Origin of the sequence: Streptomyces sp. NPDC048057, assembly GCF_040653095.1 — a bacterium.
Taxonomy (GTDB): domain Bacteria; phylum Actinomycetota; class Actinomycetes; order Streptomycetales; family Streptomycetaceae; genus Streptomyces.
Genome location: NZ_JBEZNF010000017.1, coordinates 170,809 through 183,215, shown reverse-complemented (window position 1 = coordinate 183,215; position 12,407 = coordinate 170,809). Strand labels below are relative to the sequence as shown.

Genomic DNA, 12,407 nt, shown 5'->3' with positions numbered 1-12,407 from the left:
TACCACCGTGCCCCCAGGGCACAGGGGGACGTCGGTGACCGACGACAACGCGGCGAGGGCGCGCACCAGGGCACGACGGGCAGACGGGACTTTGAAGACACGACCTAGATGTGGGCCCCGCCGGCGCCCGCCTCCGCGTTCTCGCCGCGCTTGGTCAGCAGGGCGATGAAGACGGCGACGACGGCCACCCCGGCGGCGACCAGGCTCGCCAGGCCCATGCCGGAGAGGAAGGTGTCATGGGCGACGTCGGCGATCTTGCCGGCGACCTCCGGGGGCGTCCCCGGCTGCACCGGGGGCACGCCGACCTGGACGGCCTCCGCGGCCTTGTCCATCTGCTCCGGGTCCAGCGGCGGAAGCTGGGCTTCGGCCCAGTTCCCTTCCAGGTCGCTGTCGACCTTGGAGGCCATGACGGCGCCGAGGACGGCCGTGCCGAGCGCGCCGCCGATCTGCATCGCGGCCTGCTGGAGGCCACCGGCGACGCCGGACAGTTCGAGCGGGGCGTTGCCGACGATGACCTCGGTGGCGCCCACCATGACCGGCGCGAGGCCGAGGCCGAGGAGGGCGAACCAGATCGACATCACCGCGCTGCTGGTGCCCTTGTCCAGGGTCGACATGCCGAACATGGCGAGCGCGGTGAAGAGCATGCCGCCGGCGAGCGGGATGCGCGGGCCGACCTTGGTGATCACGGCGCCGGCGAGCGGGGAGGCGACGATCATCATGCCGGTGAGCGGCAGCAGGTGCAGACCGGCGTCGACCGGGCTCAGCCCGTGCACGTTCTGCAGGTAGAAGGTGACGAAGAACAGACCGCCCATGAAGGCGATCGCCATCAGCACCATCAGGACCACGCCGGCCGACAGCGGCACGGACTTGAACAGCTTCATCGGGATCAGCGGCTCGGCGACCTTCTTCTCCCAGACGGCGAAGACCACGAAGCAGACGACGGCCGCGGCTATGAAGCCCCAGGTCTTGGCGCCGCCCCAGCCCCAGCCGGCCTCCGGGGCCTTGATGAGCGCCCAGACCAGGCAGAACATCGCCACGGACAGCAACAGGATGCCGGGGATGTCGAAGGAGCGCGGGGCGTTCTCCGCGCGGTGGTCCTTGAGGATGACCACGCCGAGGGCGACGGCGAGGATGCCGACCGGCACGTTGATGAAGAAGACCGACTGCCAGCTCACGTGCTCGACCAGCAGACCGCCGACGATGGGGCCGCCCGCGGTGGACGCACCGATCACCATGCCCCAGATGCCGATGGCCATGTTCAGCTTCTCGGCGGGGAAGGTGGCGCGCAGCAGGCCGAGCGCGGCCGGCATCAGCAGCGCGCCGAAGAGGCCCTGGAGCACCCGGAAGGTGACCACCATCGCGATGCTGCTGGAGAAGCCGATGGCGGCGGACGCGGCGGCGAAGCCGACGACGCCGATGAGGAAGGTCTGGCGGTGTCCGAAGCGGTCACCGAGCTTGCCCGCGGTGATCAGCGTGACCGCGAGGGCGAGGAAGTACCCGTTGGTGATCCACTGGACGTCGGAGAAGGTGGCATCGAGGTCCTTCGCGATCGCGGGGTTGGCGATCGCGACGATGGTGCCGTCCAGCGCGACCATCATCACGCCGATGGCGACGGCGAAGAGGGTCAACCAGGGGTGGCCGCGGAGCCCGCTGCCCGGGGCCGGTGCGGCGTCCCGGGGCTCCCGCGGCGCCTTGTCGACGGTGATCTGACTAGTCATGAAGGCAGCGTAATGTCAGCCACTGACAGTTGACAAAGCGATTTATTAGTCGGTAACTGTCTCTTAGGTCACAGGTAGGCTGACCTGGTCCGAAGCCCCGGGTCACCAGCCCCCGCGGTGCTCCCGGGCGTTTCTTCGACCTCCTGCCGGAGCCCTTTTCGGTCGTCCGGCTCCCAGACGATCACCGACCAACCAAGTGAGGCCATGACGTGACGGTCGAGCCGGCGGAGGTCGCCGGACTGCGCGAGCGGAAGAAGCAGCGGACGCGCTACGCGCTGGCGCGCGCGGCGCTGGAGCTGTTCACCACGCAGGGCTTCGACGAGACCACGGTCGACGAGATCGCCGAGGTGGTGGACGTCTCGCAGCGCACGTTCTTCCGCTACTACGCCAGCAAGGAGGAGGCCGCCTTCGCCGTCCAGGAGGTCGTCGAGCGCAGCTTCGTGGACGCGCTGCGGGCGCGTCCGCCGCGGGAGGCGCCGTTCACCGCGATGCGCCGGGCGGTGCTGGCGGCGTGGGACGGCATCGGGGAGACCGTCGCGGAGATCGCCCCCGTCGACCTGCACATGCGCTCGTACCTGCTGATCGAGTCCACTCCGGCGCTGCTCGCGGTGCACATCCGACGCTCCATGGAGACGGAGGAGAAGATCGCCTCCCTCATCGCCGAGCGCGAGGGGATCGACGTCGACGAGGACCCGCGCGCGCGGGTCGCCGTCGCGGCGTTCAGCGGGGCGATGCGGGTGGCCGGGCGGTGGTGGAGCGAGGGCGAGGACCACAGTCCGGAGGCGATCCGCGACCTGACCGCGCGGTGCATGGACCAGTTGGGCCCGGCGCTGATGGGCTCGTGGCGGGCGGACGCCCCGCAGGGGTGACGCCCCGCAGGAGCGGGACACCGCCCTCGGGGTCCGCGCGGCGACCGCCGTACGGACCCGCGCACCGCCTGCCGCCGGGCCCCCGCCGAGGGCCCGCGGCGCGGGGGCCTACCCTAGGGCGCGGTGTCTTCTTCCCTCTCCCCCACGTGGACCGCGGGGCGCGCCCTGCTCGCGCTCGCGGTCGTGTTCGTGATGCTGTCGACGACCGGCTGGACCGCCGTGCGGCGCGGCGCCGCGCCGCTCGGCCCGTACGACGCCGAGGCCGCCGCCTGGCGGGCCGCGTCCGTCGGCGGTCGGCCGCTGCCGCGGACCGACGCCCCGCCGCAGCGGCTCGCCGACTTCTTCGCGTCCCTCGCCGCCCGGGACCGCGACCGGCTCGCCGAACGCCTCCCCCTGGTCGTGGGGAACCTCAACGGCGCCCCGGTCACGCTGCGCTACCGCGCCAACCGGATCGCGCTCCAGCGCGAGTTGACCCGGGAGCGGGAGCGCGAACGCCTCACGCACGGGGCGCTCAGCGCCGACGGACGGCGCGACGCGGCCCGTCGCCAACACCGGCTCCAGGCCCTGATGGACCCCGGCCGCCAGGTCCTCGCCTTCGACCCCTCGGGCGCCGGCCGGGTCGCCGAGGTGCTCGGCGACCTCGACCGGGCCGAGCGGGTCTCCGTCGTCGTCCCGGGCGTGGACACCAATCTGCTGACGTTCGAGCGGACGCAGCGCAAGTACACCGCCCCGGCCGGGATGGCGCGGTCCCTGTACGCAGCGGGGCGGGCCGCCGCCCCCGGCATCCGTACCGCGGTCATCGCCTGGGCCGACTACACCGCGCCCGTCGGCGTCGGCGTGGAGTCCGCGATGGGCCGGCTCGCCGAGGGCGGGTCCGACCGGCTGGTGGCCCTCACCGGCGCACTGCCCGGCCCGTCGCGGATCAGCCTGGTCTGCCACAGCTACGGCTCGGTGGTGTGCGGGGTCGCAGCGCACCGGCTCACCCCCCGGGTCACGGACATCGCCGTCGCCGGCAGCCCCGGCATGCGCGCCGGGAACGTCGCCGAGCTGGGCGCCCGGGCCCGGGTGTGGGCGGCCCGGGACCGCGACGACTGGATCGAGGACGTGCCGCACCTGGAAGTGGGCGGCTTCGGGCACGGCACGGACCCGGTGTCGCCGGAGTTCGGCGCCCGCGTAGTGTCTACTGCGGGAGCTATCGGCCACACCGGCTATTTCGAGCCAGGTACCGAAAGCGTGACCAACTTCGCCAATGTGGCGGTCGGTTCGTACGAGGGCGTGAGCTGCGCCGGTGACGACGCCACGTGCCGACGTGATATTTCCGGCGAAGCGGCGTCCTGACGCGCGTAGAACTTTGTGAGCATCGCTCTGCTTCAAGGGGCGACGGGAGCGTGCCCGACGCCTACGATGATGCGTATGGGTGATGTACTGGCCGGAATTCACGCCACATGGGAGTTCGAGTCCGACTCCGTGCTCATCCGCTACCAACGGGGACACCGCACACCGAAGCTGCTCCAGGCGCTCCGCGAACGCCGCATCCCCCACGATGCGTTGGCGTCGGTGGCGCTCTCCCCGGGCAAGCGGGGGACGTTCGTGTTGCGCGCGGCACCGAGATCGGGCGCGGATCCGCTGATGGACGCCGCGGCGGGGCAGCTGAAGGAGGAGAGCGACCCTTACCGGCTCGTACTCCCGGCCGACCAGGAGGCCGCCGCCCTGCACTACCGCGATCGGCTGAGCGCCGTGCTGGCCGCCGACGCGGACCTGCCGGCGGCGCGCTACGTGGTCGCGGCCCCCGACTCCCCGCTGTCCTTCAAGGCGTACGACGGAAAGGCGTCCTTCGACGGACAGCGGGTCGACTTCCGCTGGTCCTCGACGGGCGCGTCCTCCGCGAAGTGGAAGGCCGGCGACCAGAGCTTCCCGGTCACCGAGCTGACCGGCGTCGAGTGGCGCACCCCCGAGGGCCCCGCCGGCTATCTGCGGCTGCTGCGCCGGGCCTCGGTGCCGACCCCGCCGGACCGGGTCGACAAGGACCCGGCCGCGGTGGTCTTCGGCTTCCGCAACGGCACGGTGCACGAGTCCCTGCCGTTCGCCGCCGCGGTCCTGGAGTCCGTGCGGCGGGCCGGTCCCGTCCCGGTCGCCCCGGTGCCGGGGGCGCCGGCCGCCGGACGGCGCGACCCCGCCGACATCGCCGAGCGCATACGCCACCTCGGGGAGCTGCGGGACGCGGGCCTGGTGACGGACGAGGAGTTCACGTCCAAGAAGACGGAGCTGCTGGCGGAGCTGTGAGCGCGCGAGACGCCGCTCGGGCCCTGCGTAGCACCCCGGTATGACGTCGTACCGCACCCCCTGGGTATGACGCCGTCGCCCGCGGGGCTGCCTACCCTGGCGTGACCATGTCTCGATCGCCTGCCACCTCGCCCCAGCCGCCCCTGTGGCGCTCCGCCCGCACCCAGCTCCGCCTGCTCGTCGCGGCCGTGCGCACCCCCTCCCACGAGGCGACCCCGCTCTTCGCCGCCTCCGAGCGGGCCCTGTTGCGGTACGCGCCGTACGCCGTCGCCTTCGTCGCGGTCGCGATCCTGCTGCCGACGTCGGTGACCGTGGTCGCCCGGGAGTACGGCCTGAACGGCCCGATGGCCGGAGCGCTGGCCGTCGCACAGACCGCGCCCCTGCTGCTCGCGGTGACCCGCCCGCTCCAGGCGTGGTGGATCGTCTTCGCGGCCGACGTGCTCGGCGGCATCGTCCTGGCGGGCGCGGTCGACGTGACGGGCCGCTCCTGGCCGTGGACGCCGATGGTGATCATCGGCTACGTGATCCTGATGCTCTTCCTCGGGCTGCGGGAGTCACGGCGCGCGCTGGTCGCCGTGTGGCTGGCCACGGGGCTGGCGGGGTTCCTCTTCGAACTGGCGGGCTCCGATCTCAGCGACGGCAGCTGGCTGCTGCTGTTCGTCCTGACCGGGGTGGCGCTGGTGGTCACCGGCGCCCTGCGGGAGCGCGGCGACGCCCAGCGGCGGCTGGCCGCGCAGGAGACCATCAGCGAGACCGAGCGCGCCCAGCGCACGCTGCTGGAGGAGCGCACCCGGATCGCCCGCGAGCTGCACGACGTCGTCGCCCACCACATGTCCGTGATCACGGTGCAGGCGGACTCGGCGCCGTACCGCATCAGCGGGCTGCCCGACGAGGCCCGGGAGGAGTTCACCAGCATCGCCGCGAGCGCCCGCGAGTCCCTGACCGAGATGCGACGGCTGCTGGCGGTGCTGCGCAGCGAGGACGCCGACGGGGAGCTGGCCCCGCAGCCGGGCGTCGCGCGGGTGCAGCAGCTGGTGGAGGCGACGGTCCGGGCCGGGGTGCCCGTCGAGCTGTCGCTGAGCGTGCCCGCGGGCTCCGTGCCGCAGGCCGTCGACCTGTCCGCGTACCGCATCGTCCAGGAGGCGCTGTCGAACGTGGTGCGGCACGCGCCCGGGGCCGCGACCCGGGTGTCCGTGGTGTCCGACGGCACGGACCTGATCGTGGTGGTGGTCAACGGGCCCGCGGCGGAGGCGGGGACCGCGGCGCCGCCGCTGGAGTCCGCGGGCACGGGGCACGGTCTGGTCGGGATGCGCGAACGCGTACGGTTGACGGGCGGCACGCTGGACACCGGTCCGCTGCCGGACGGGGGGTTCAGGGTGGCTGCACGGCTGCCGCTGGCCTCGTCCCCGCCGGAAGCGCCGGACGCCCCGGACGCGCCCGACGTGCCCGTGCCGTGACCGTCCGCCCCGGAGGCCCCCGAGTGACCATTCGCGTGATCATCGTCGACGACCAGGCCATGGTCCGTGCCGGCTTCGCCGCGCTGCTGTCCGCGCAGGCCGACATCGACGTCGTCGGCGAGGCGCCGGACGGCCGGGCGGGCGTGGACGTGGCCCGCTCCACCCACCCCGACGTGGTCCTCATGGACGTCCGCATGCCGGAGATGGACGGCCTCGCCGCGGCCCGGGCGATCCTCGAACCCCCGCTCGGGGTGGTGCACGTGCCGAAGGTGCTGATGCTCACCACGTTCGACGTGGACGACTACGTGTACGAGGCGCTGCGCGCGGGCGCGTCCGGCTTCCTGCTGAAGGACGCGCCGCCGGCGGACCTGATCTCGGCGGTACGGATCGTGGCGGCGGGCGAGGCGCTGCTGGCGCCGTCCGTGACGCGCCGTCTCATCGCCGACTTCGCGGCGCAGCGTCCGGCCCCGCGGAAGGACCCCTCGCTCCGGCTGAAGGGACTCACTCCGCGGGAGACGGAGGTGCTGGAGCTGATCGCCCGGGGCCTGTCGAACCAGGAGATCGCACGGCATCTGGTGGTGGCGGAACAGACGGTGAAGACGCACATCGGTCGGGTGCTGGCGAAGCTGGACCTCCGCGACCGGGCGCAAGCGGTGATCTTCGCCTACGAGTCGGGCCTGGTCCGCCCGGGCACTGCGTGACGCCGGCGCTTGCCCGTACGCCCCGGGTGCGGCTTGCCGCGCCGCGGATCTGCGGGCTGTGCGTGGTTGCGCACCCCTGACGTCCCCGTCGTTGTTTCTGCGGGTGCGTCGGTCCCTGCGGGCCGCGTGTGGCTTGTCGCGCAGTTCCGCCCCCTATGCCCAGAGGGCATGGGGGGACCCCCAGCGCCCCTGTTGTGGCTGCTGTTGTCCTTTAACCGTCCGTAGCGGGTAGCCCGCAGGGCAGGGTGTTGAGGGGCGCTGGGACCAACGCTCCCGCGGGGAAACGGCGCAGCCGTCGGAGGGCTGGGGGGTGAGTTCACCCCCTACCCCGGGGCTACGCCCCACATCGCTCCGCGGGGGGACGCCTTCAGCGACACCTCGTTCCTAACTTCCTCCCGTCCCACCGGCGCAGCCCGCGCCCTGGGGGAGGGAGGAACAGCACATGCGCCGGTACAAGAGGACCGCGGTCGCCGTCGCCGCGGCGGCAGCGCTGGGAGCCACGGGGGGCGTCGCCGGCAGCGGGGAGCCGCCCGTCACCGGGCCGCCGCCCGGGACCGCCGCGTGGAACGCGGACCGTACGTTCGGGCGCGCCCTGCCCGACCCGGCCCGCACCGCCCCCGCGGACGTCGCCGCGTTCTTCCGGAGCCTCGGGCCCGCCGCCCGGCAGGAGTTGGTGGAGCGTCACCCCCTCGTCGTCGGCAACCTCGACGGCGTACCCGTCCGTCTGCGCTACGCGGCGAACGCCCGTGCCGTGCACGGCACGCCGCACGCCCGGCTGGCGCAGCCCGGGCGGCAGATCCTCGCGTTCGACCCCCGCGGACGCGGCCAGGTCGCGGAGGTGCACGGCGATCTGGAGCGGGCGCGGCACGTGGCCGTGATCGTGCCGGGGGCGGACGTGGACGCCGGCACGTTCGACCGTGCGAAGGACCCGTACGGCACCCCCACCGGCATGGCGAAGTCCCTGCGCACGGCCACGGCCGGCACCACCGCGGTGATCGCGTGGACCGGTTACACCACGCCCGTCGGCGTCGGCCCGGACTCCGCGACCGGTGGCCACGCGGAGGCGGGGGCGCCGCGGCTGGCGCGCTTCACCCGGGGCCTGGCCGCGGTCGGCGCCCCGCGCCCCAGCCTGTTCTGCCACAGCTACGGCTCCGTGGTGTGCGGCCTCGCCGCGAAGGAGGCCGTGGCGAAGGACCTCGTCGTCTTCGGCTCCCCCGGCATGCGCGCCGACTCCGTGCGCGCGTTGGGGACGACGGCCCGGGTGTGGGCGGCGAAGAACCGGACCGACTGGATCTCCAAGGTGCCGAACGTGGACCTGTTCGGCCTCGGGCACGGCGCGGACCCCGCCGCCCGCGACTTCGGCGCCCGTCGCGTACCCGCCGAGCGGGCGCAGGGCCACACCGGCTACTTCGCCCCCGGCACCGACTCGCTGGCCGCCTTCGCCGCCATCGCGCAGGACGCCGGAGGTGCGGTCCGATGAGCCTCACCCATCGCGCCGGTCGCCTCGCCGCCCGGATCGAGGCCCGCACCCCCGCCCACCGCGACCGCGCCGTCGACGGGCTGCGCGCCCTCGCCCTGCTCGCCGTCCCCCTCGGCCACTGGATGCTCGGCGGCTTCGCCCTCGGCGACGACAGCGCCCTGCGCAACGCCAGCCCGCTCTCCTCCTTCGGCTTCTTCGCGCCCGCGAGCTGGGTCCTCCAGATGCTGGGGATCTTCTTCCTGGTGGGCGGGTACGCGTCCGTGCTGTCGTACCGCCGCCGCACCGGCTCCACCGCCGCCTGGCTGCGGCAGCGCGCGGCCCGGCTCGGCCGGCCCGTGGTGGGCGTGACGGCCGTGTGGGCGGCGCTGATTCCGCTGCTGTACGCGCTGGGCGTGCCGGCCACCACCGTGCGCACAGGGACGACGCTGGTGGTGCAGCCGCTGTGGTTCGTCGGCGTGTACGTCGTCGTCACGGCACTGACTCCGCTGTGCGCACGGGCCGCCCGCAGATGGGGCGGGTGGACCGCCGCGCCGCTGCTCGGCTCGGTCGCCCTGGTCGACCTGCTGCGGTACGGCCCGTACGCGGAGGCGGTGCCGGGGTGGCTCGGCGTGCTCAACGTGCTGCCGGGCTGGCTGTTCGCGTACCAACTCGGCGCGGCGTGGGGCGAGGGCAAGCTCACCCGGGTGCACGCCCGCGTCCTGTTGCTCGGCGGCGGCGCCCTGTTCGCGACGCTGCTGCTGGCCTTCGACTATCCGCTGTCGATGGTCGGCGTGCCGGGCGAGGCGCGGACGAACTCGCATCCGCCGTCCCTGCTGGTGCTGGCGTTGGCCGCGGCCCAGAGCGGCGCGGCGCTGCTGCTGCGCGCACGGATCGGCCGGCTGCTGGCCCGGCCCGCGCTGTGGGCGCCGGTGGTGGTGGTCAACCTGTCCGCGATGACGATCCTGTGCTGGCACCAGAGCGCGATGCTGGCGGCGGCGGTCCCCGCGTCGTACGTCGGCGAGGTCGCGGGGCTGACCACCGCGCCCGACACCCTCGGCTGGATCGCGGCCCGGCTGGCGTGGCTGCCGGTGTTCGCCGCGCTGTTGGTGGTCATCGGCCGGTACGCGCGCGGGTTCGAGTCCCCCTGGCGCACGGGCTCCCGGGCGGCGACGGCCCGCCGGGCGCTGGCCGGGCTGCTCGCGACGGGCTTCGCGGCCTTCGCCCTCTGGGCGTAGGACCGGGTTACTCCCGGTCCGCGGAGGTGCCGGCCATGTTCGCGTACCGATCGCCGACGACCTTCGCCGCGATCGGCTCCAGCCGCGCCAGTTCGTCGGCGGTCAGCCGCACCCGGGTGGCCGCCGCGTTCTCCCGGACCCGGCTCGCCTTGCGGGTGCCGGGGATGGGGACCACGGGCAGGCCGTGCACGTCGGCCTGCTGCTGCACCCAGGCGAGCGCGACCTGGCCCGGCGTCGCGCCGTGGGCCTCGGCGATCGCCCGTACCGGCGCCAGCAGTTCGGCGTTCGCCCGCGCGTTGTCGCCGGTGAACCTCGGCTGCTGGTGCCGGAAGTCGCCCTCGGCCAGCTCCTTCGCGGCGTCCGTGAAGGCGCCCGCCAAGAAGCCGCGGCCGAGGGGCGAGTACGGCACGAACGCGACGCCCAGCTCGGCCGCCGCCGATACGGCGGTGTGCTCCCCCTCAACGTCCCGGCTGAACAGCGACCACTCCGACTGGAGCGCGGCGATCGGGTGCACTGCGTGCGCCTCCCGCAGCTCCGCGCCGGTCACCTCGCTCAGCCCCAGGTGCCGCACCTTGCCCGCCCGCACCAGCTCGGCCATGGCGCCGACGGAGTCCGCGAGCGGCACCGCGGGGTCGCGCCGGTGCATGTAGTACAGGTCGATGACGTCCACGCCCAGCCGCTGGAGGCTGTCGTCGACGGCCCGCCGGATGTAGGCCGGGTCGTTGCGCACGTGCCGGACCTCGACGTCGGAACTGCCGTCGACGGAGCGGTCGATGGCGAACTTGGTCGCGATGGTGACCTCGTCGCGGTGCCGGGCCAGGAAGGGCGCGAGGAAGCGCTCGTTGGCGCCCCGCCCGTACATGTCGGCGGTGTCGAAGAGCGTGACGCCGGCGTCCAGCGCGGCGTCCAGGGTGGCGCGGGCGGCGCCTTCGTCCGTACCGCCGTAGAACTCGCTCATGCCCATGCACCCCAGGCCCTGGACCCCGACGAGTGGTCCGTCGGTGCCCAGGCGCACCTGGGCGATGGGGGCGATGCGTGCGTCGGTCGCGTTGTCTTCGGTCACGTCGGGTCCGTCCTTCCGTACAACTCGATCTTGTGGTCCAGGACCGCGAGGGTGCCGTGCAGCTCCGCGACGCGTTCGAGGACGGTGCGACGGGTGCGCACCAGCAGCTCGCGCCGCTCGTCCACGGTGTGCTCGCCCGCCCGCACCAGCTCGGCGTAGCGGACCATGTCCGCGACCGGCATCCCGGTCAGCCGCAGCTTGCCGACGAAGGCGAGCCAGTCGAGGTCCTGGTTGGTGAAGCGGCGCTGCCCGGTGTGCGAGCGGTCCACGTACGACATCAGCCCGATCCGCTCGTACCAGCGCAGCGTGTGCGCGGACAGCCCGGTCCACGCGGCGACCTCGCCGATCGTGTAGCGGTCGGAGCCGTCGGGGCGGGGGTGGCCGGATTCGGCGAGGCACAAGTCCACCGGGGTGTCCGTACGGACGCGGTCGTCCTGGGTCAGCGTCATGCCTTCCACGCTAGGACCTTCGAGTGCGCTCTAAGCAAGCGCGGAGCGGTGAGTACGCGGTGATGGCGCCCGGGTGCACGGCGTGACCGGCCGGGTCCCCGCGGCGCCGCGCCGGGGCCACCCCGTAGGCTTCGTGACCATGCAGAGCCTGGCGCTGACCGAGATGTGGCCCGTCCCGACCGCGGCGAGCGCCGTCGTCCTGGCGGACGGCACCACCGCCGGCCGCCACGGCCCCACCGACCACCGCTTCCCGCTGGCGTCGGTGACCAAGCCGCTGGCCGCGTACGCGGTCCTCGTCGCGTACGAGGAGGGCGCGGTCGAACTGGACGAGCCGGCCGGCCCCGCGGGCTCGACGGTGCGCCACCTGCTGGCGCACACCTCGGGCCTCGCCTTCGACGAACACCGCGTGAGCGCGGAGCCCGGCACCCGCCGGATCTACTCCAACGCGGGTTTCGAGGTGCTGGCGGACCACGTCGCCGCGGCGACGGACATCCCCTTCGCCGAGTACCTGCGGCAGGCCGTCCTGGAGCCACTGGGCATGACGGCCACGGCCCTGGAGGGCGCGGGCTCCGCGGCGAAGGACGCGGTGTCGACGGTGGACGACCTGGTCCGCTTCGCCGCGGAGGTCCAGGCGCCGAAGCTGCTGGACCCCCGCACGGTCCTGGACGCGATGACGGTCACCCACCCCGGCCTGGCGGGCCTGCTGCCGGGCTACGGCCGCCAGACCCCGAACGACTGGGGCCTCGGCTTCGAGATCCGCGACGCCAAGTCGCCGCACTGGACGGGCGCGACGTCCTCCCCCCGCACCTTCGGCCACTTCGGCCAGTCGGGCACGTTCCTGTGGATCGACCCGGACGCGGGCGCGGCGTGCGTGGCCCTGACGGACCGCGCGTTCGGCCCCTGGGCGATCGACGCGTGGCCCCGCTTCACGGACGCGGTCCTCACCGAGCTGCGCACCCGCGCGTAGCCCCTGGCCCGGCCCGACGTACGCGCCATGTCCCTGCGGGCACGGGAGCACCCCCACCTGCGCCCGGAGGGAGTGGGGACCCCCATCGCCGCCCCCGTCGCTTTGTCTGCGGGCTGGAGTGGGGGTTTCAGGGGCGCGGAGAACTGCGCGACAAGCCCACCACCGGGCCGCGGCGACCAACGCACCCGCGGAGAAACGGCGCGCCC

11 protein-coding genes are annotated in these 12,407 nt (G+C 73.9%); 8 read left to right on the top strand and 3 right to left on the bottom strand.

Features of this window, described 5'->3' with window-relative positions:
* Nucleotides 1-104: 104 nt before the first annotated feature.
* Nucleotides 105-1,718: an MFS transporter gene (locus tag AB0E05_RS21490; protein WP_361965756.1), complete on the bottom strand. Its 1,614-nt coding sequence runs from the start codon at nt 1,716-1,718 to the stop codon at nt 105-107.
* Nucleotides 1,719-1,927: 209 nt separating this feature from the next.
* Here AB0E05_RS21490 and AB0E05_RS21485 point away from each other — a divergent pair, with 209 nt between their 5' ends.
* The 7 genes from AB0E05_RS21485 to AB0E05_RS21455 all read left to right on the top strand — a co-directional run bounded on the left by AB0E05_RS21485 (nt 1,928) and on the right by AB0E05_RS21455 (nt 9,722).
* Nucleotides 1,928-2,587 (top strand): TetR family transcriptional regulator, encoded by a 660-nt coding sequence (locus AB0E05_RS21485; RefSeq protein ID WP_361965754.1) that lies wholly within the window; start codon nt 1,928-1,930, stop codon nt 2,585-2,587.
* Nucleotides 2,588-2,779: 192 nt separating this feature from the next.
* Nucleotides 2,780-3,925: an alpha/beta hydrolase gene (locus tag AB0E05_RS21480; RefSeq protein ID WP_361965830.1), complete on the top strand. Its 1,146-nt coding sequence runs from the start codon at nt 2,780-2,782 to the stop codon at nt 3,923-3,925.
* 75 nt (nt 3,926-4,000) lie between these two features.
* Nucleotides 4,001-4,870, top strand: a complete 870-nt coding sequence (locus AB0E05_RS21475) for a DUF4429 domain-containing protein (RefSeq protein ID WP_361965752.1) — start codon at nt 4,001-4,003, stop codon at nt 4,868-4,870.
* A gap of 107 nt (nt 4,871-4,977) precedes the next feature.
* Nucleotides 4,978-6,327, top strand: coding sequence for a sensor histidine kinase (locus AB0E05_RS21470; RefSeq protein ID WP_361965750.1), 1,350 nt, complete (start codon nt 4,978-4,980; stop codon nt 6,325-6,327).
* A 23-nt stretch (nt 6,328-6,350) separates the two neighbouring features.
* On the top strand, nt 6,351-7,028 hold the full coding sequence (locus AB0E05_RS21465; RefSeq protein ID WP_361965747.1) for a response regulator transcription factor: 678 nt from the start codon (nt 6,351-6,353) through the stop codon (nt 7,026-7,028).
* A 442-nt stretch (nt 7,029-7,470) separates the two neighbouring features.
* Nucleotides 7,471-8,508, top strand: coding sequence for an alpha/beta hydrolase (locus tag AB0E05_RS21460; protein ID WP_361965745.1), 1,038 nt, complete (start codon nt 7,471-7,473; stop codon nt 8,506-8,508).
* Nucleotides 8,505-9,722, top strand: coding sequence for an acyltransferase (locus AB0E05_RS21455; protein WP_361965743.1), 1,218 nt, complete (start codon nt 8,505-8,507; stop codon nt 9,720-9,722). Before AB0E05_RS21460 ends, AB0E05_RS21455 begins: the two co-directional genes overlap by 4 nt.
* A gap of 7 nt (nt 9,723-9,729) precedes the next feature.
* Here AB0E05_RS21455 and AB0E05_RS21450 read toward each other — a convergent pair whose 3' ends face one another.
* Both AB0E05_RS21450 and AB0E05_RS21445 read right to left on the bottom strand, forming a co-directional pair.
* Nucleotides 9,730-10,785 carry an aldo/keto reductase gene (locus tag AB0E05_RS21450; RefSeq protein ID WP_361965741.1) on the bottom strand — a complete coding sequence of 352 codons (1,056 nt, stop codon included), beginning with the start codon at nt 10,783-10,785 and terminating at the stop codon, nt 9,730-9,732.
* Nucleotides 10,782-11,234, bottom strand: a complete 453-nt coding sequence (locus AB0E05_RS21445; protein WP_361965739.1) for a MerR family transcriptional regulator — start codon at nt 11,232-11,234, stop codon at nt 10,782-10,784. The genes AB0E05_RS21450 and AB0E05_RS21445 overlap by 4 nt, the downstream gene beginning before the upstream one ends.
* A 139-nt stretch (nt 11,235-11,373) precedes the next feature.
* On the opposite strand from AB0E05_RS21445, the gene AB0E05_RS21440 reads away from it, so the two are divergent.
* On the top strand, nt 11,374-12,201 hold the full coding sequence (locus AB0E05_RS21440) for a serine hydrolase domain-containing protein (RefSeq protein ID WP_361965828.1): 828 nt from the start codon (nt 11,374-11,376) through the stop codon (nt 12,199-12,201).
* The last annotated feature ends 206 nt before the right edge of the window (nt 12,202-12,407 follow it).